This is a genomic window from Streptomyces sp. NPDC001532 (assembly GCF_040298625.1).
GTDB lineage: Bacteria > Actinomycetota > Actinomycetes > Streptomycetales > Streptomycetaceae > Streptomyces.
Window position 1 is genome coordinate 422,782 of sequence record NZ_JBEPAL010000001.1, and the last position, 18,350, is coordinate 441,131.

Below are 18,350 nucleotides of genomic sequence, written 5' to 3' on the forward strand. Positions count from 1 at the left end.
CCCCGGAGGTGACCCCGTGTCCCTGATCTCCACCCTGGCCCGGCTGGAGGCCGTCGACACCGGACGTGCCCAGCCCGCCGCCACCGTCCGGCACCGGCATCTGTCCGAGCGGCCGCTGGTGTTCGTGCCGCTCACCACCTCCGGTGAGGCCGGAGCGCCGCTCGGCGCGCTGGTGGGCACCGACCGGGACGCGCCGCGGCTGCTGGTCGTGCCGCAGCCGCGCGACCGCGATCTGCGCTTCGGGTTCCTCGCCGAGCTGGCGGACGTCGTGCTGCCGTACGTCGACGCGTACACGGACGCCGTCGAGGCCGCCGAGCGCACCGAGACCGACCCGGAGACCGGCAAGCGGGTCAAGGTCGAGGTCGACCTGTGCGCGGACGCCCCGCAGCTGATCGTGCCGAGCCGCGCGGGCATCGACTTCGTCCGGCTGCTCGGCCGCTCGACGCGCTTTCGGCGTACGGCGGAGCAGGATCCGCAGACTCCGCATCCGGCGCCGCCGCGGGTGCCGTTGCTCGGCCGCTGGCTGACGCACTACGCCGAGCGGTCCCGGGTGCCGGGCTCCTCGCTGCTGCTGGCGCTGACGGATGTGCTGTCCCGGCACTGGGCGACCGGGCAGTCCGCGCTGGAGGACCAGCACCTGGGCGCGCTGCTGGCCTGGATCGACCCGCCGGAGCACAGCTCCGGCGGCGAGGCGGCGCTGCGGGCCGGACTGGCCCGGGACGCGGCGGGCCAGTTGCTGTGGCCGCCGGCCGGCCCGGCCACCGACCCGGCGTTCGACAACAAGCTGCTGGCCCCGGCGTTCGAGCGCTACGACCGCGCGCGCGGTGCCCTCGCCGCCGCCGAGGACGGTCTGGAGGCGGACGCCCGGCTCGGCGCGCTGACCGCCGCCGAGCGGGAGATCCGCGCCCTGGTGGAGAGCGTCACCCGGCCCACCTGGGACGCGGTGTGGCGGGGCCTGGACCTGCTGCGGGCGCTGCCGGTGGGCGCTCATGTCGAGGAGCGGTGGACGCGGGACCGCTGGTCGTTCACCGGCCACCGTGACCGCGTGGTGTCCGGCGAACCTCCGCAGCCGCGCCACGACGACGCGGTGACCGCGGCGAACAAGCTGGCGACGCGCGAGCGGGAGCAGGCCCGCCTGGAGGCGCAGGAGGCGCTCGACGACCCGCTGGTGATGGCGGGCCGGCGGCTGGCCGGGGAGGCGTTCGCGGGCGAGGTCGTCGAGGTGGAGATGGCGTACAGCGAGGGCAAGCGGCCCAGCCCGCGCCCGCTGGTGACGGTCCGCACCGACGACCGGCCGCACTTCGGCGAGCGCGCGAAGGTGTACCGCTCGCTGGGCGGCAAGCCGCAGGCGGCCGAGTTCGTGGCCGCCGAGCAGGAGGGCGCCCTGGTCGTCCTGCGGGTCCTCGACAAGATGGGCCGCGGCAAGGAGCCCGAGCCGGGTTCGGTGCCGGAGAAGGGCGACCGGATCTGCTACACGCTGTTCGAGCACGAGCAGCGGGGCGGGGCCAAGCTGCCCGACCCCGAGGACACCCCGTGGACGCATGGCGGCCCGCCCGGTGAGGAGCCCGCCCCCGAACCCGCCGACCCCATGACCGAGGAGGACGTCCTGTGACGGCCGAGGCCATCGTCGACCCCGGTGCCCCGTTCGGTTCCGGTGCCTCCTTCGACCCCGGCGCGGCCGCCGCGCGGGCCACCGAGGGGATCCTGCGGGACACCCTGCACGGCGCGGACCGCGGTGTCGTCGTCGACTCCCCGCCCGGCGCGGGCAAGTCCACCCTGGTCGTCCGCGCGGCCCTGGAACTCGCCGAGGCGGGGCGCCCGCTGATGGTGGTCGCGCAGACCAACGCCCAGGTCGACGACCTGGTGCTGCGGCTCGCCGAGAAGAGCCCCGAGCTGCCGGTCGGCCGGCTGCACAGCAGCGACGCCGACCCGTACGACAAGGCGCTCGACGAGCTGGAACACGTCCGTACGTCGGCGAAGGCGGCCGATCTCGCGGGGCTGCCGGTGGTGCTGTCGACCGCCGCCAAGTGGGCGCACGTCAAGGTCGACGCACCGTGGCGGCACGCCATCGTCGACGAGGCCTACCAGATGCGCTCGGACTCGCTGCTCGCCGTCGCCGGGCTGTTCGAGCGGGCGCTGTTCGTGGGCGACCCGGGGCAGCTGGACCCGTTCGCGATCGTCGGCAGCGAGCAGTGGGCCGGGTTGTCGTACGACCCGTCGGCCTCCGCAGTCAGCACGCTGCTCGCGCACAATCCGGGCCTGCCGCAGCACCGGCTGCCGGTCTCCTGGCGGCTGCCCGCCTCGGCCGCGCGGCTGGTCTCGGACGCCTTCTATCCGTACACGCCGTTCCGCAGCGGCACCGGCCACGGCGACCGGAGGCTGGCCTTCGCGGTGCCGTCGGACGGGTCGGGCCCGGACCGGGTGATCGACGAGGCGGCCGAGTCGGGCTGGGGCCTGCTGGAGCTGCCCGCGCGGCACACCCCGCGCACCGACCCGGAGGCGGTGCGGGCGGTGGCGGCGGTCGTGCGCCGGCTGCTGGACCGGGGCGGGGCGGCCACCTCGGAGCGGTCCGAGGACCCGGCGCCGCTGACCGCAGACCGGATCGCCGTCGGCACCGCCCACCGCGATCAGGCGGCGGCGGTCCGCGCGGCCCTCGCCGAGCTGGGCGTGAGCGAGGTCACGGTCGACACGGCGAACCGCCTCCAGGGCCGGGAGTACGACGTGACGGTCGTGCTGCACCCGCTGTCCGGCCGCCCCGACGCCACCGCCTTCCATCTGGAGACGGGCCGGTTGTGCGTGCTCGCCTCCCGCCACCGGCACGCCTGCATCGTGGTCTGCCGCGCGGGCGTCGGCGACCTGCTGGACGACTATCCGTCGACGGAACCGGTGCAGCTGGGGACGCTGGTGAAGTTCCCGGACGGCTGGGAGGCGAACCACGCGGTCCTGGCGCACCTCGCGGAGCACCGGGTCGGGTGGCGTCCCTGAACCGGCTCCGGCACACCGCCTGACGGGGACCGCGCGGGCCGCGCGGGCACCCCCCTGCCTCCGCCCGCGCACCCCCCTACCTCCGCCGACCAGGGAATGAACCACCCGTCGCCTCCCGTTGACGCCCATGACCCACCCCATGGCGACGAGCGCAGGAGGACCACCGTGGCGGCAGACGACAACCGGGACGCCGGCAACCGCAGCAGCGAGGACCACGGCATCCGAGGCACCGTCCACGGCTCCGCCCCCACCCCGCTGTCGGTCCTCGACCTGGTGACGGTGGGCGCCGGCAGCACCTCCGCCGACGCCCTGCGCACCAGCGTCGCGCTGTCCCGGCTCGCCGAGGCGCGCGGCTTCCACCGCTACTGGGTGGCCGAGCATCACTCCATGCCGGGTGTGGCCTCCTCCTCGCCCGCGGTGATCCTCGCCCACCTCGCCGCCCACACCGACCGCATTCGTCTCGGCTCGGGCGGTGTGATGCTGCCCAACCACGCCCCGCTGGTGATCGCCGAGCAGTTCGGCACGCTGGAGGCGATGGCCCCGGGCCGTGTCGACCTCGGCCTCGGCCGGGCCCCCGGCACGGACGGCGCGACCGCGGCCGCCCTGCGCCGCACCGACCGGCCGGACGAGGGCGCCGACGACTTCCCGCGGCTGCTCGCCGAGCTGAGCCGCTTCCTCGACGACGACTTCCCCGACGGCCACCCCTACCGCCGCATCCACGCCGTCCCCGGCCCGGTCCAGGGCACCTCCCCCGGCGGCGTCCAGTCCGCGCACCGCCCGCCGATCTGGCTGCTGGGCTCCTCCGGCTACAGCGCCCGCCTGGCCGGTCTGCTGGGGCTGCCGTTCGCGTTCGCCCATCACTTCTCGGCGCAGAACACCATTCCGGCGCTCGATCTGTACCGGGAGTCGTTCAAGCCGTCGGAGGTGCTGGCCGAGCCGTACGCGCTGATCGGTGTCTCGGCGCTCGCCGCCGACGAGGAGCGGGTGGCCCGGCGCGAGGTGAAGGCCGCGGTGCTGAGCATGGTCCGGCTGCGCACCGGTCGTCCCGGTCTGGTGCCGAGCCCGGAGGAGGCGGAGGCCTACGAGTTCAGCCCGATGGAGCGGGAGTTCGTCCAGCAGTGGAGCTCGAACATCATCCACGGCACCGCGGACGAGGTCCGCACCGGCCTCGACGACCTCCAGAAGCGCACCGGCGCCGACGAGCTGATGATCACCTCCAACACGCCGACGGGTGAGGTGCGGCTGCGCAGCTACGAGCTGGTCGCCGACGCCTACGGCTTGCCGGCCGCCTGACCCGCCGGGCAGGCCAGCAGCTCGGAGATACGATCCGCCGCGACCGGCCGGGAGTACAGCCAGCCCTGGCCGGTGTCGCAGCCGATCCGGCGCAGCCGCCCGGCCTGCGCGGAGGTCTCCACGCATTCGGCGGTCACGGTCAGCCCGAGCCGGTGGGCCAGCTGGATCATCGCCTCGACGATGACCTCGTCGGCCGGGCTGGCGTGCGCGCTCGCGTCCTCGTACTGGAAGCCGCGCACGAAGGACCCGTCCAGCTTCAGCACCGACACGGGCAGCCGGCTGAGGTAGGCGAGGTTGGAGTAGCCGGTCCCGAAGTCGTCGATGGCGATGCGCACTCCCATGTCGCTGAGGGCCTGGAGGGTGCGCAGCGGGCGGCCGGAGGAACCCATCACGGCGGACTCGGTCAGCTCCAGTTGGAGCAGGTGCGGGGCGAGGCCGGTCTCCGCGAGGGTCTGGGCGACCTCCGCGACCAGGTCGGAGTCCCACACCTGACGGACCGCCACGTTGACGCTGACGAAGATGGGCGGCTCGTCGGGGTGTTCGAGCTGCCAGCGGCGGGCCTGGCGGCAGGCGGTGGCGAGCACCCAGCGGCCGAGCGGGACGATCGCGCCCTCCTCCTCCGCCAGTCCGATGAACCGATTCGGCGTCAGGGTGCCGAACTGCGGGTGGTTCCAGCGCACCAGCGCCTCGACCCCGCTGAGCCGGCCGTCCGCCATGCCGACCAGCGGCTGGTACTCCAGGGTGAACTCGCCGCGGTCGATGGCCGGGCGGAGGGTGGAGGCGAGCGCCTGGCGGGTCATGCGGTGGGCGTTGCGCTCGGGGTCGAAGAGCGTCCAGCGGGCCTTGCCGTCGGCCTTGGCCCAGTACAGCGTGGTGTCGGCGGCCTGCATCAGCCCGGTCGCGGTGGTCCCGGCGGCCTGCCGTTCGACGACGCCGATGGAGGCGGAGACGCTGAGCCGCTGCCCGGAGAGGTCGAACGGGGCCTGGAGGGCGGTCAGTACGGACTCGGCGAGGTCGGCCAGTTGTTCGGTGCCGGTGGAGTCCTCGACGAGCAGCGCGAACTCGTCGCCGCCGAGCCGGGCGACCAGCGGCGCTCCCGAGCGGGCGTATCCGGCCTCCTCGGCGCAGCGGGTCAGCCGCTCGGCGACGGCGGCCAGCAGCCGGTCGCCGACCCGGTGGCCGAGGGTGTCGTTGATCGCCTTGAAGCCGTCCAGGTCCAGGTAGCACAGGCCGATCCGGCCGGTGCCGCCGCGGGTCCAGGACTCGGTGTCGAGGGCCGCGGAGAGGCGTTCGAAGAACAGGGTGCGGTTGGGCAGCCGGGTGACCGGGTCGTGCATCTGCAAGTGCCGTAGCTGCGCCTGGAGTTCGCGCCGGGCGCTGATGTCGGCGACGGACAGCAGCACGCCGGGCGCGCCTTCGGCGAGCGGGGCGGCGGTGACCTGCGCCCACACCGCGTGCCCGGCGGCGTGCTTCAGCCGGCGGGTGCAGCGCAGCTTGGCCTGCCGGCCGCGCAGCACCTCGCGGTAGGCGTGCCAGGTGCGGGGGTCGGAGTCGAGGTCGAGCAGGTCGGCGGCGACGCGTCCGACGAGTTCGGCGGGGGCGCCGCCGAAGAGGGCGGCGAGGGCGTCGTTGGCGGTGACGACCAGCCCGTCGCGGTCGACGACCGCCATGGCCAGCGGCGCGGCGAGGAAGGCGGTCCGGTGGAAGCCGGCGCCCGGCTCTCCCGCGAAGGCACCCGCCTCTCCCGCGAAGGCACCCGCCTCTCCCGCGAAGGCACCCGTCTCTCCCGCGAAGGCGCCGGCCTTTCCCGCGAGAGCGTTCGCGGCTCCCTCGGCGGCGACTCCCGCGGGCCCGTTCGCCATGTCCGCCGTGGCCGCCGTGGCCGCCGTCTCCGCCGCGGAGCCGGCCCCGCGTCCGCCCCTCACCGAGGCGTCCGCGACACCGTCGCCCCTGAGGGCGTCCGTACCACCCGACGCCTCGGGATTACTGTCTGTGACGGCCGGCCGGATGAGGTCTGCCGCGGGCGTCGGCCCTTTTGAGGTTCCGCTCACCGCTCGCTCCCGCAGTGCACTCGATCGCTGTCCGCGCAGGAAAGTGTGCCGATCATAGAGGGTGTCCTCCGGCCGTCGCAGCCACTGCCCGCCACACAGGACATACCCACTCTGAGGGCGGATCGTTTCTGCCCACCACTGGACGGGTTCGTCAAGCTCACGACCACTGGTGACGTTCTGTGAGCGCTTCGGGGGTGTCGCCGTTCGCTCCGCCCTCCCGCCTCACTCTTCCGGGCCAGACAAACAAGGCGCAGTACGACAATCTCCCACAGGCTGGTTGCGGTGTCCCTCCCCCACTGCCCGAGGGCGTGTGGGTACCCCACCGCATCCGGAGGTTCCTGTGCCGCGTCCGCTCCCGCGCCCCCGACTGCGCAGCACCGCGGCCGTGTTCACCACTCTGGCGGCACTCGCCGCGACCTCGCTCTTCACCGGCCCCTCGGTCGCCGAGCCGTTCGCGGCCTCGCCCTGCGCTCTGGCACGCACCGAGGCACACCACTCGGAGGGCCTGGACACCTGGAACGCGGCCTATCCCCGACCGACCCGCACCCTGAACGCGGTGATGGTGTTCCTGAGCTTCCCGGACTCCGAGCCGCTGACCACCCCGGCGGAACTGACCGCCGACCACTTCCCGGCCACGAGCCAGTACTTCGAGCAGGCCTCCTACGGCCGGTTCGCGCTGCGCCCCTATCCGCTGAGCAACTGGATCCGGATGCCGCGCCCGTCCACGGCGTACGCCATACAGCGCGACTGGAACGCCCCGAACCGGGCCGCCTATCTGCACGACGCCCTGGCCGCCACCGACGGGCAGGTCGACTTCTCGCTGTACGACGTCGTCTACTTCATCGCCGATCCGCATGCGCCCGGTGTGGACTCGGACGCCACCAAGGTGGTCAATCTGGACACCCCGCTGCGGGCCGACGGCAAGGACATCCGCCGGGTCGTCACCGTGTTCGAGAATCATCCGCCGGACCGGCTGGTCCTCGCCCATGAGACCGGCCATGTGTTCGATCTGCCGGATCTCTATCACCGCCCGATGGACGGCAAGGGCGACTGGGACACCCATGTCGGCGACTGGGACCTGATGGGCAGCCAGTTCGGACTGGCCCCGGATCTGTTCGGCTGGCACAAGTGGAAGCTGGGCTGGCTCGACGAGCGCCAGGTGGCCTGCGTGCCGGGCAGCGGGCCGGTCCGGCTGACGCTGGAGTCGCTGGGCGCGGGCCCCGGCGCACCGGTGATCGGGACCGCCGGGGTGCCGGTGTTCGGCACGGGGAACGGGACCAAGCTGGCGGTGGTGCGCACCGGACCCGAGAGCGTGATCGCCTTCGAGGCGCGGGGCGCGGTCGGCAACGACCGCAGCACCTGCCGGCAGGGCGTGCTGGTGTACCGGGTGCGCAGCGGCGCCGAGTCCGGTGGCGGCCCGGTCCAGGTGATCGACGCCCATCCGGCCACCGAGGCCTGCTGGGAGAACTCCGTCTACCCGCCGCTCGCCGACGCCCCGGTCGGCCCCGGCGAGCGCTTCACGGTGCCGGGCGAGGACGTCCGCGTCGAGGTGGAGGGGCGTACACCCTCGGGGGCGTGGACCGTCAAGATCTCGCCAGCTCGGGACGCCTGACGCGCGACATGGCCAGGGAAAGCGAAAGGGCGTTCTCGGAACCGAGAACGCCCAGGTCAGCGACCTAATCGCTAGTGCGCCGCCAGGGACTCGAACCCCGGACCCGCTGATTAAGAGTCAGCTGCTCTAACCAACTGAGCTAGCGGCGCCTGCTGACGTCGTAGACCTTAGCATCCTGCTCGGCGGGAGGAGAAATCGATATCCGCACTGCCGCCCGGACGGCCCGGACGGCCGCCCACAGCAGCACTTCCGGGCCCGGCAGCCAGGGGTGGCGGGTGTCCGGGGCGACGATCCAGCGGGACCCCGGCGAGGGGGTCTCGTCCGCCGGGCCGGTCGGCGCGGGGACCGTCACGGCGTCTCCGTTGCCGTGGCAGAGCAGTGGCGGGATCTCGTCGGTCCGGCCCTGGCCGCCCCACTCCTCCCACTCCATCAGCGAGGGCAGGCGCTGGGCCGTGCCGGGCGCCGCGAACAGCAGCGTCCGGCCCCGGAAGATCGCGACGGGACCGGAGCCCGGCCCCTCCTCCCACAGCCGGTCGAGCATCCGGCGCCCGAAGACCACCGGCGCGCTCACCACGTCGAAGACGGTGCCGCAGGGCAGGACGACCGGGGCGCCCGGCCGCTCGCCCCACAGCGCGAGGGTGCTGCGCGGATACGTGCCCGCCGAGGCGAGCCAGGCGGCGCCGTCGGTGGTGAGTGTGCTGCTGCTCATGCCACCCAGGTCTACCGGCTGTGCGCGAACCGTTTCCGTGGGTTGCCGGAAATGGGGACAGGAGAGGCGAGAGAGGGGTATCTTGCCCGCCTGGCATATGCCGTCGCGGATGATCAGACCGGGTCGGGCCCCCGCCCGTCCGCCCCGCGCAGCAGATCCCTGCCGAACTCGACCATCTTCTTGGCGTAGTCCTCGGTCCACTCGGCCCGGTCGGCGATGTCGGCGGCGGTGAGCCGGTCGAACCGGCGCGGATCGGCGAGCTGGGCGGCCGCCATCGCCTGGAACTCCACGGCCCGGTCCGCCGCCGCGCGGAAGGCGTGCGTCAGCTCGGTCGCCCGCGCCAGCAGGGCCCGCGGGTCGTCGATGGACTCCAGGTCGAAGAAGTGCTCCGGATCGGCGGCCGCCTCGGCGGGCTCGAAGAGCAGGGGCGCGGGGCGTAGCCGCGGTTCGTTGCGACGCGGCGTGGGCTCCGCCATGTCTGTGTCCTCCTCGTACGGTTCGGGTGGCCCGCCCCCCGGCATCCCGGCCGGGCCACCCTCCATTGTCCCCCGCCCGCGCAAGGAGGCCGTAAAGGAGGAACCGAAGCGAAACGGACGCGGGCCCGTGGCGGGTCCGGCGTGGTTCAGACCTGGACGATCGGTTCCCGGGTGAAGAGGGCGCCGAGGGCCGGCGCGTTCACGCGGCGGTCGGCCAGGCGCAGGGCCTCCCAGACGGTGACCTGGTTGGCGGTGAGCACGGGCTTGCCCAGCTCCTTCTCCAGGGCCGTGAGGTGCGAGGCGGTGTGCAGGGCGGTGTCCGGCAGCAGGACGGCGTCGGCGTCCGTGTGATCGGCCGTGCGGGCCAGCTCGAACAGTTCGGCCTCGCCCCAGCCGCCGACCTCGGCGGCGGTGACGATCCCGGAGCCGCGCACGGCGACCACCTCCAGGCCGCCCGCGCGCAGGAACTCGGCGAAGAGCACGGCGATGTCGTCCGGATAGGTGGCGCCGATCGCGACCCGCCGCGCCCCGATCTCGCCGCTCGCGTGGACGAAGCCGAAGGACGTCGAGGAGGCCGGCATCCCGGCGACGCGGGCGAGGCCGCGCACCTGGTCGTGGGCGCCGTCCCAGCCGTGCACGAAGCTGCCGCTGGTGCACGCGAACACCACCGCCTCGGCGCCGGAGAGCCGCAGCTGCTGGAGGCCCGCCGCCAGCCGCTCGGGCGAGCCCATCTCGCGCAGCGCGTCCTCGCGGTGGGCGTCCTCGCCGATGTCCGTGTGGACGAGGTCCACCCGGATGTCACTGCCCAGCAGCTGCTCGATTCGGGGATAGTCGTCCTCGGCCGAGTGGCCCGGGTAGAGGAATCCGAGTGCGGTCATGTCCAGCCTTCCTGCTGTTCTTCCGGCAGTGCGGGGGGCCACGCGCGCGCCGTCTCGTCCAGCAAAGCCTGATACGGCCCCACGGCTCGGGTACCCATTCGGCGCAGCGCCGCCCACACCGTCACCTGGTTGGCCGAGATGACCGGTATGCGCAGTTCGGCCTCCAGTTGGGCGATCACGTCGTAGGTGGGCAGGTTGGTGCAGCTGATGAACAGCGCGTCCGCGGTGGCGCGCCAGGCCGCGCGGTGGGCCATCTCGGCCACCTGCCGGTACGGAACCCGCCAGATGTGCCGGGTGAGCCCCATGCACGCGCAGCCGGTGACGGTGAGGCCCGCCTCGGCGACGTACTCCTCCAAGGCCCGGGTCACCGAGACCGTGTACGGGGTGACCAGGGCCACCCGGCGCGCGCCCAGCTCGGCCAGCGCCTCCAGGAGCGCGCCCGAGGTGGTCACGGCGGGCACCGCGCCGGCGCCGGTCATCGCCGCGCACATGGCCCGCTCCCCGGCGATGCCGCCGACGAAGCTGCCGGAGGCGCAGGCGTAGGCGACGGTCTCCGGGGCGACCGCGATCAGGGCGCGCACGGCGTCGGTCAGCGTCTCGTGCTCGCTGACCAGGCGGGCGAGGTCGAGGCTCACCTCGACCGGGACGTACGGGGTGCGGGTCAGATGCAGGGAGACGTCGTCGGGCACCCAGCGCCACAGCTCGCGGTCGAGCGCGAAGTCGAAGGGGGCGACGACACCGACGCCGCGCTGCGCGCGGGGTCCGCCGAGCGAGGAGAGCTCCATGGCAGCACCGGCCTCCCGGAAAGTCACGGGCTGATGGGCGGACACCCTCACTGGTGGCGACGCGGGAACAACGGACCGTAGGGGCGCCCGTGTTGACGACGGTAGGTTCGGGTGCGAGCGTGGTCAATCGGCGCATCTCAGACGCCCCGGTCCCGTCCGCCGCCCCCGGTCCCCCGCTCTGGAGAGACTGCCGCCCATGACCGACCCCACCCTCCTCGTCCTGGACGCCGACCCGCCGCCCCGCCTCGGCCGGCTCACCGGCCGGGCCCGGATCGTGCACACGGACGAGGCGGGTCTCGCGGCCCTGCTGCCGGCCGCCGACGCCCTGCTGGTGTGGGACTTCACCTCGCGGGCGGTACGGAAGGCCTGGCCGGGCGAGGGGCCCAGGCCGCGCTGGGTGCACACGGCGAGCGCGGGCGTCGACCATCTGATGGGCCCGGAGCTGGCCGCGTCGGACACGGTGGTGACCAATGCGCGCGGGATCTTCGAGCAGCCGATCGCCGAGTACGTGGCCGCGCTGGTGCTGGCGATGGCGAAGGACCTGCCCCGCACCTGGGAGTTGCAGCAGCGGGGCGAGTGGCGGCACCGGGAGTCTCGGCGGGTGGCCGGAACCCGTGCCGTCGTCGTGGGCTCGGGGCCGGTCGGGCGGGCCGTCGCCCGGGTGCTGAAGGCGCTCGACATCCGTACGGCGGTGGTCGGGCGCGTCCCGCGCACCGGGATCCACGGCCCCGAGGACCTGGACCGGCTGCTGGCACGGGCCGACTGGGTGGTGGCGGCGGCCCCGCTCACCGAGGACACCCGCGGCATGTTCGACGCCCGCCGGTTCGGCGTGCTCCAGCCGTCGGCGCGGTTCGTGAACGTGGGCCGGGGCGCGCTGGTGGACGAGGAGGCGCTGGCCGGGGCGCTGGCCAAGCGGTGGATCGCGGGCGCCGCGCTGGATGTGTTCGCGGCCGAACCGCTCGGTCCGGACAGTCCGCTGTGGCGGCTGCCGGGGCTGATCGTGTCGCCGCACATGAGCGGGGACACGGTGGGCTGGCGGGACGAGCTGGGCGCGCAGTTCGTGGAGCTGTACGAGCGCTGGGCGGCGGGCCGGCCGCTGTTCAACGTGGTCGACAAGGAGCGGGGCTACGTACCGGGGCACTGACTGTCAGGAGGCCGCATGGAGCTCACCGAGCTGACCGCCGTCCAGCTCGTGGACGGCTACCGCACCGGGGCGTTCAGCCCCGTCGAGGCGGTCCGGGCGGCGCTGGCGCGGGCGGCGGAGATCCAGCCGGCCGTCAACGCCTTCGTCCGGCTGACGGCCGACGAGGCGGAGGAGCGGGCGCGGGCGTCGGCGGAGCGCTGGCGGCGCGGGGAGCCGGCGGGGCTGCTGGACGGGGTGCCGGTGACGGTGAAGGACCTGCTGCTGATGCGCGGCCAGCCGACCCTGCGCGGGTCGCGGACCGTCGACGCGGGCGGCCCGTGGACCGAGGACGCGCCGTCGGTGGCCCGGCTGCGCGAGCACGGCGCGGTGTTCCTGGGCAAGACGACGACGCCGGAGTACGGCTGGAAGGGGGTCACCGACTCGCCGCTGACCGGTGTCACCCGCAATCCGCACGACCCGGCGCGCACCGCGGGCGGTTCCAGCGGCGGCAGCGCGGCCGCGGTGGCGCTCGGCGCGGGCCCGCTGTCGCTGGGCACGGACGGGGGCGGCAGTGTGCGCATCCCGGCCGCGTTCTGCGGAGTGTTCGGGCTGAAGCCGACGTACGGCAGGGTGCCGCTGTATCCGGCGAGCGCCTTCGGCACGCTGGCGCACGTCGGTCCGCTGACCCGGGACGCGGCGGACGCGGCGCTGCTGATGGATGTGATCGCGGCACCCGACGCCCGCGACTGGTCGGCGCTCGGCCCGGCGCCGGGCTCGTTCACGGCAGGGCTGGCCGGTGGGGTGCGGGGGCTGCGGGTGGCGTACTCGCCGTCGCTGGGCGGGCAGGTCGCGGTGGCTCCGGCGGTGGCCTCGGCGGTGCGGAGGGCGGTGGAGGGGCTGGCGGGGCTGGGCGCGTACGTGGAGGAGGCGGACCCCGATCTCACCGACCCGGTGGACGCCTTCCACACCCTGTGGTTCAGCGGCGCGGCCCGTCTCACCCAGCGGTTCGGCCCGCACCGGCGGGAGCTGCTCGATCCGGGGCTGCGCGAGATCTGCCGGGCCGGCGCCCGGTACAGCGCGCTGGACTATCTGGCCGCGGTGGACGTGCGGATGGACCTCGGCCGCCGGATGGGCCGCTTCCACCAGGCGTACGACCTGCTGGTCACGCCGACGCTGCCGCTCACCGCGTTCGAGGCGGGCGCGGAGGTGCCGAAGGGCTCGGGGCTGCGGCGGTGGACGGGGTGGACGCCGTTCACGTATCCCTTCAACCTGACCCAGCAGCCGGCCGCGTCCGTCCCGGTGGGCCGGGACGCCGCCGGGCTGCCGGTCGGGCTTCAGCTGGTGGCCGCCCGGCACCGGGACGATCTGGTGCTGCGGGCGGCGCACACGCTGTACGAGGCGGGGGTCACGCCCGTTTGAAGGCGAGGCTCTCCCCGGCCGCCCCGGTCCGCCACAGGTCGTTGCAGGCCTCGGCCATCTCCGCCAGCCCGTCGACGACCTCGCCCCACACCGTGCCCGGCACCCAGCCGACGTCTCCGTTGACCAGCAGGTTGTTGCGCTCGTAGAACAGGGCGAGGTCGACGACGGTGGCCTCGGGGCGCAGCTCCCGGTCGTAGCCGTGGGCCGCGTTGCCGAGCCGTGCCCCGGTGAAGGAGAAGTAGCAGAGGTCACCGGGAATCGGCGTGACCGTGGGGTTCTCCAGGGGTGGCTCCACGCCGGTGAGGGGCGGGAAGAGGGCGTAGATCTCGTTACGGGCGAACTTCGCGTGGTACGCGTCCCCGACGAGCGGCAGTGCCTCCCACACCGCCGAGCAGGTGAGCGGGGCGCGGTCGTCGAGGAGCCGTGCGGTGCACCGTACATCCCGTTTGTTCAGGGCGACTTCCACATAGCGATCTGCCATACCGCTGCGGGTGTCCGGCCGGTGACCCTTCACACCCGGAAAAACGGTGGCGTTTGCTTCTGGCATATGCCAGTGACCCAAGCCGCAGTTCGGAGGGGCACAATCTCGTCAACTGCCGCTCACTACAAGCCTCTTGCCGGTTATCGTGGAGGAGGCCCGATCCCCGGGTCACGGCACATTGACTGAGCGCGCAGGGGGAACACCGTGGCGCTGAAGCACGAGCCGACCGCGCCGTACCACTCGGCCCAGGACGCCCTCCGCGTCCTGGAGACGGTGGCACGGCACTCCACCGGTGTCACCGACACCGAGATCGCCCGACACACCGGCCTCGGCACGGAGCGGCTGACCACCCTCCTGCGGATGCTGCGTCGCGAGGGCTACGTCGAGCAGGTGACCGAAGGGGCGTACGTCACCGGCGCGGCCCTCGCCCGCCTCGGTTCCGCGCACGGCCATGACCAGGCCCTGCGCGACCACCTCCAGCACACCCTGGACCGGCTGCGCGACTCCGTGGGCGCGGCGGTCTACATCAGCCGGTACGTCGACGGCGAGGTCCGGGTCACCCAGTACGCGGCCGGTCCGGCGACGCCCGCGGTGAACGAGTGGGTGGACTTCCGCTACTCGGCGCACGCCACCGCGGTCGGCAAGAGCCTGCTGGGCCAGCTCGACCACAACGGCCGCCGCGACCATCTGTCCCGGCACAAGATGGCCCGGCTCACCTCGCGCACGATCACCAGCGACAAGCTGCTGCTCTCCCGTCTGGAGTCGCAGCCGCCGACGGTGCCGGTCCTGGACCTCCAGGAGTACGCGGTCGGCACGGTCTGCGCGGCCGTCCCGATCACCGCGGGCTCGGCGGTGGGCTGCCTGGCGCTGTCCCTGCCGGTCGAGCACGCCCACCGGCTGCGGCAGGCCGCGGACGCCCTGAACCGGAACGCGGCACCGGTGCTGCTGTCCCTGGCGATCTAGAAGGACCCGCCTGGTCCTCGGGTGGTCGGAAGCACCCCCGAGGACCAGGTAGTATTTTCTTCGTCGCCGGCCGCGAGAAGCGGAAGGCGGGAGTCATGCGCCGCTAGCTCAGTTGGTTAGAGCAGCTGACTCTTAATCAGCGGGTCCGGGGTTCGAGTCCCTGGCGGCGCACAGAAGAGGGGCCCCTCGCGAGAGCGAGGGGCCCTTCGCGTTGTCCGGGCGTCTCAGAAGGTGACGTCCGAGCAGGCGTAGAACGCGTTGGCCGTGTCGGCGATCGTCCACACCGCCACGATCACGTGCCGTCCGCTGAGCCCGGACGGCAGCGTGCCGCTGTGCGAGAGGGTCGACGGCGGGCGCTGGCCGCCGTACGGCACCGTGAGGAACGGGGTCAGGTTGAGGTCGGAGCGGGCCAGATTGTGGTTCTGGTTCCAGCCCGGCTTGGTGATGTAGTACTTGAAGTCCGTCGTGGCGTGCATCGCCGTGAACTGCCACCGGAAGGTGTAGCTCTGGCCGCCGCTGACCTTGGTGGCCGGCCAGGCGCCGCCCGAGGGGGTCTTCGGGCTGTCGAGCTGGGCGAACGGCGTGTTGTTGCCGGAGCAGATCCGGCCGTCGGCGGGCCCGGAGGCGGGGAAGCCCTTGGGGCCCTCGACGCTCTGCGGCTCCCACTGGATGTTGCCGCAGTTGGTGACGGTGCCGTTCTGGCACAGCTTCTGCCTGCTGATGGGGAGGTCGGTGTAGCCGTGGCCGCTGGCGCCGCCGGAGGAGAGCACCAGGGCTCCGGTCGTCGCCAGTCCCACCGCGGCCGCGGACAACTTGGTCTTCGTGCGCATACTGCCGCTCCTGTGAACGTGGGGGAGGTTCGATGAGCCGTGCGGAGTAGGTCTAGACCAAGCCTCAGATTATTGCCGTTAGTTGAACATGTCCATACCAATCACGGGCCGGCTTCGTTCCGGCCCGCGCAGAACGCCACCGTCAAGTCCTTGACGAGCGCCTTGCGTTCGTAGTCGTCCAGCTCGACCAGCCCCCGCATGGTCAGCCGGGTCACGGTGTCCTCCACCGAGTCGACCACCGAGGTCAGCACGCTCGCCCGCTGCTGGGCGTCGAGCGCGGCGATCCGGCGCCGGTGCATCGCGGCGGCCACCTCCGGCGCGTACTCGACCCGCACCGGCTGCACCGAGAACACCTCCAGGCCCACCGGTGCCGTGTCGGCCGCCACCAGCCGGGTCAGGGTCTCCGCGGACGCCGCCACCGACCCCGGCGCACCGCCGCCCGGCACCTCCACCGGCACCCGGGCCAGCGCCGCCTCCACGCACTCGCGCAGATAGGTCTCGTGGTCCTCCACCCCGAGCACGGCCCGCGCGGTGTCCCGCACCCGCCACGCCACCAGCACCACCACCCGCAGCGCCACCCCGCTCCCGTCCGCCGCGGGCATCGGCTCGCTGCGCCAGTGCCGCAGGCGCACGTCGACCCGGCGGCGCAGCAGCAGCGGATTCACCCACAGCAGGCCGGTGCGCCGGACGGTCCCGCGGTACCGTCCGAACAGCCCGAGCACCCAGGCCCGCCCGGTCCACCCGCGGGCCAGCCCGCCGAAGCCGAACAGCCCCAGCGCCCCGGCCCCGGCGTACGCCGCCCATTGCGCGGGACCGAGCCCGGCCGCCGAGCCGGGCAGCCCCAGCGCCTCGGCGGCGAGCGGCGGCAAGGTGCCCGCCCACCAGGAGGTGGCGAGCGCGCCCGCCACCCCCGCCGTGCCGGCGAGCACGCCCACGGCACCGGGCAGCACCCGGGCCGGCCGCTCGCTCAGCTCCGGGTCGACCTCCGGCACCGACCGGGCCCGCACCGGCACCGGACGGCGCAGGCGCGGCTGCTCACCGGTGCCCTGCCGGCGGTTCACCACGGCGGGCCGCAGCGGCACCGACACGTCGGGGTCGTCGCGGAAGAGCAGATGGACGGGGATCTCGGTGGTCGACTCGTTCTGGATCAGCCGCGCCGGGCGGGACGAGCCGCCGTCGGGGCCATCGGGTTCGGGCGTCTGTGAAGGGGTCGTAGAAGAGGTCGTACTCATGCGTGCCTCCAGCCTCCGCGCCAGATGCGTCACAACAGGGGTTACGAGGGCCGGGCCCCCGGTCACGAGAAGAGCCGCCGCCAGGTCTCCGGCCCCGGGTAGCCGTCCGCGGCGCCGCCGCGCCAGCCCTGGGCGCGCTGGAAGGCCTCGACCGCTCGCCGGTCCGCCTCGCTCCAGCGCGGTCCCGGCCCGCTCGTGTAGTGCGTGCCGAACCCTTTCCGCACGAGCTGCCCGCCGAGCAGCGTGACGTGCTGGTTGTTCGCCCCCGGCCGGAACATCCCCCGGCCCGGGAAGGCGGGGACCTCGGCCGGCGGCCCGGACGCGGGCGCGCCGGCCGATCCGGCCCGGACGTCCTTGCCCTTGCCCGTGGTCAGCAGCGCCCAGGTGCCGGGACCGGGCAGGCCGTCGGCGTTCTTGCCGGTCCAGCCCTGGGCGAGCTGGAAGGCCTGGGTCGCCCGCCGGTCGGCGTCGCTCCAGCGCGGGCCGGGACCCGCCGTGTAGTAGCGGCCGGCGCCGCGCGCCACCAGCATCCGGCCGAGCCGGGTGACGTACTGGTTGTTCGCGCCGGGGCCGAAGTACGCCGCTCCCGGGAATAGGGCCGCGGCCGCGCCGCCCGCCGGGGGCCCGCCCGCGGTGGGCACCTTCAGCCCCTTGTAGCGGTAGGGGACGTAGGCGTCGGAGTGGGTCCAGTAGCCGTAGGGGGTGGTCTGGCGGCGGGCGTGCGGGCGGGTCGCCTCGTAGGCCGTGTAGGAGGAGTGGGTGCGGTCGGTCCAGCCGCCGAAGATCACCACGTGCGAGCCGCGCTGCGGGTCCGCCGGGTTGTGGAACAGCAGGATGTCGCCGGGCTGGAGCTGGTCCTTGGTGATCCGCACCCCGTACTGGTGGAGGGTGCCGGTCCACTCGTTGCCCGGCAGGTTCCAGGCCATGGAGACGAAGCCCGAGCAGTCCTGCCGGTACCCGTCCGGCCGGTACCGGGTCATGCTGTACGGCACCTTCGCGGCGACCCAGGTGCCGGCCCGCCGGATGATCTCGTCACGGGTGGTCGCGGGCGGCTTCACCGGGATCTGCGCCGGGGCCGGCCGGCCTGCCGGGCCGTGCAGCGGAGAGGTGCCGCCTTGCGGGGTGACAGGCTCGTCACCTGCGGGAACGCCGGGACGCTCGGGGGCGTGCGGAGCGGCCAGGGCGGGGGCTGTATGGCCGCAGGCGATCACCGCGGAGGCCGCCGCGGTGATCGCCAGGGCTCGGTGGGGGACGGGACGGGGACCGGCCGGGGAGTCCGGGAGGGTCCGCCGCCGCTGGACGCAGCCGGGGCAGTCGCAGTCGCTCACGGGATCGAATTCCTCGAAGACCGGAGCCTCCATGCGATTCCCCTCACACTCCAGATGGAAATGTCCAGGCTTGTGCACATTGATCAGTTTCTCAACCGTCGTCGGGGTGCGCATGCTGACGGTCCGAATGATGTACGGCGCCGGTCCGGGACCCGCTGGGGCGCGGCGGGTGGTCGGAGGCACTC

At 73.7% G+C, this 18,350-nt stretch carries 16 protein-coding genes and 2 tRNA genes; 8 read left to right on the forward strand and 10 right to left on the reverse strand.

From position 1 onward, the window contains the following. Positions 1-16 precede the first annotated feature (16 nt). The 3 genes from ABT232_RS01885 to ABT232_RS01895 all read left to right on the forward strand — a co-directional run bounded on the left by ABT232_RS01885 (position 17) and on the right by ABT232_RS01895 (position 4,278). A complete protein-coding gene (locus ABT232_RS01885; protein WP_351834406.1) occupies positions 17-1,612 on the forward strand; it encodes an amino acid adenylation domain-containing protein in 1,596 nt (531 codons plus the stop codon). Further along, positions 1,609-2,985: an AAA domain-containing protein gene (locus ABT232_RS01890; RefSeq protein ID WP_351834409.1), complete on the forward strand. Its 1,377-nt coding sequence runs from the start codon at positions 1,609-1,611 to the stop codon at positions 2,983-2,985. The genes ABT232_RS01885 and ABT232_RS01890 overlap by 4 nt, the downstream gene beginning before the upstream one ends. A gap of 96 nt (positions 2,986-3,081) precedes the next feature. Beyond that, positions 3,082-4,278: an LLM class flavin-dependent oxidoreductase gene (locus tag ABT232_RS01895; protein ID WP_450871649.1), complete on the forward strand. Its 1,197-nt coding sequence runs from the start codon at positions 3,082-3,084 to the stop codon at positions 4,276-4,278. On the opposite strand, the gene ABT232_RS01900 is transcribed toward ABT232_RS01895, so the two are convergent. Next, complete coding sequence (locus tag ABT232_RS01900; protein ID WP_450871648.1) at positions 4,257-6,329, reverse strand: putative bifunctional diguanylate cyclase/phosphodiesterase; 2,073 nt, start codon at positions 6,327-6,329, stop codon at positions 4,257-4,259. The genes ABT232_RS01895 and ABT232_RS01900 overlap by 22 nt on opposite strands. Positions 6,330-6,669: 340 nt before the next feature. Between ABT232_RS01900 and ABT232_RS01905 the strand changes: the two genes are divergently transcribed. Continuing rightward, a complete protein-coding gene (locus ABT232_RS01905) occupies positions 6,670-7,941 on the forward strand; it encodes a M6 family metalloprotease domain-containing protein (protein WP_351834415.1) in 1,272 nt (423 codons plus the stop codon). A 75-nt stretch (positions 7,942-8,016) separates the two neighbouring features. On the opposite strand, the gene ABT232_RS01910 is transcribed toward ABT232_RS01905, so the two are convergent. The 5 genes from ABT232_RS01910 to ABT232_RS01930 form a co-directional block, all read right to left on the reverse strand. After that, a tRNA-Lys gene (locus ABT232_RS01910) sits at positions 8,017-8,090 on the reverse strand. Beyond that, positions 8,081-8,650: a bifunctional DNA primase/polymerase gene (locus ABT232_RS01915; RefSeq protein WP_351834418.1), complete on the reverse strand. Its 570-nt coding sequence runs from the start codon at positions 8,648-8,650 to the stop codon at positions 8,081-8,083. The genes ABT232_RS01910 and ABT232_RS01915 overlap by 10 nt, the downstream gene beginning before the upstream one ends. A gap of 113 nt (positions 8,651-8,763) precedes the next feature. Continuing rightward, entirely contained in the window at positions 8,764-9,126 is a 363-nt protein-coding gene (locus tag ABT232_RS01920) for a DUF8844 domain-containing protein (protein ID WP_351834421.1), read from the reverse strand. A gap of 146 nt (positions 9,127-9,272) precedes the next feature. Continuing rightward, entirely contained in the window at positions 9,273-10,004 is a 732-nt protein-coding gene (locus ABT232_RS01925; RefSeq protein WP_351834423.1) for a maleate cis-trans isomerase family protein, read from the reverse strand. Continuing rightward, positions 10,001-10,789, reverse strand: coding sequence for a maleate cis-trans isomerase family protein (locus ABT232_RS01930; RefSeq protein WP_351834797.1), 789 nt, complete (start codon positions 10,787-10,789; stop codon positions 10,001-10,003). The genes ABT232_RS01925 and ABT232_RS01930 overlap by 4 nt, the downstream gene beginning before the upstream one ends. A gap of 196 nt (positions 10,790-10,985) precedes the next feature. On the opposite strand from ABT232_RS01930, the gene ABT232_RS01935 reads away from it, so the two are divergent. Further along, positions 10,986-11,933 carry a D-2-hydroxyacid dehydrogenase gene (locus ABT232_RS01935; RefSeq protein WP_351834426.1) on the forward strand — a complete coding sequence of 316 codons (948 nt, stop codon included), beginning with the start codon at positions 10,986-10,988 and terminating at the stop codon, positions 11,931-11,933. Positions 11,934-11,948: 15 nt separating this feature from the next. Continuing rightward, the gene (locus tag ABT232_RS01940) at positions 11,949-13,331 is read left to right on the forward strand and encodes an amidase (protein ID WP_351834429.1); all 1,383 of its coding nucleotides are present in this window, start codon (positions 11,949-11,951) and stop codon (positions 13,329-13,331) included. Here the strand turns inward: ABT232_RS01940 and ABT232_RS01945 are convergent. After that, on the reverse strand, positions 13,318-13,812 hold the full coding sequence (locus ABT232_RS01945; RefSeq protein ID WP_351834432.1) for a DUF3830 family protein: 495 nt from the start codon (positions 13,810-13,812) through the stop codon (positions 13,318-13,320). The two genes, ABT232_RS01940 and ABT232_RS01945, sit on opposite strands and share 14 nt — an antisense overlap. Before the next feature lie 204 nt (positions 13,813-14,016). On the opposite strand from ABT232_RS01945, the gene ABT232_RS01950 reads away from it, so the two are divergent. Together ABT232_RS01950 and ABT232_RS01955 are read left to right on the forward strand one after the other, a co-directional pair. Further along, positions 14,017-14,775, forward strand: a complete 759-nt coding sequence (locus ABT232_RS01950) for an IclR family transcriptional regulator (RefSeq protein WP_351834434.1) — start codon at positions 14,017-14,019, stop codon at positions 14,773-14,775. Positions 14,776-14,872: 97 nt separating this feature from the next. Next, positions 14,873-14,946: transfer RNA gene (locus tag ABT232_RS01955), tRNA-Lys, on the forward strand. Between the two features lie 53 nt (positions 14,947-14,999). On the opposite strand, the gene ABT232_RS01960 is transcribed toward ABT232_RS01955, so the two are convergent. The 3 genes from ABT232_RS01960 to ABT232_RS01970 all read right to left on the reverse strand — a co-directional run bounded on the left by ABT232_RS01960 (position 15,000) and on the right by ABT232_RS01970 (position 18,198). Continuing rightward, positions 15,000-15,605, reverse strand: coding sequence for a lytic polysaccharide monooxygenase auxiliary activity family 9 protein (locus tag ABT232_RS01960; protein ID WP_351834437.1), 606 nt, complete (start codon positions 15,603-15,605; stop codon positions 15,000-15,002). Between the two features lie 101 nt (positions 15,606-15,706). Continuing rightward, positions 15,707-16,837, reverse strand: coding sequence for an SPFH domain-containing protein (locus ABT232_RS01965; protein ID WP_351834439.1), 1,131 nt, complete (start codon positions 16,835-16,837; stop codon positions 15,707-15,709). Between the two features lie 62 nt (positions 16,838-16,899). Then, on the reverse strand, positions 16,900-18,198 hold the full coding sequence (locus tag ABT232_RS01970; RefSeq protein ID WP_351834441.1) for a peptidoglycan-binding protein: 1,299 nt from the start codon (positions 18,196-18,198) through the stop codon (positions 16,900-16,902). Between the last annotated feature and the right edge of the window lie 152 nt (positions 18,199-18,350).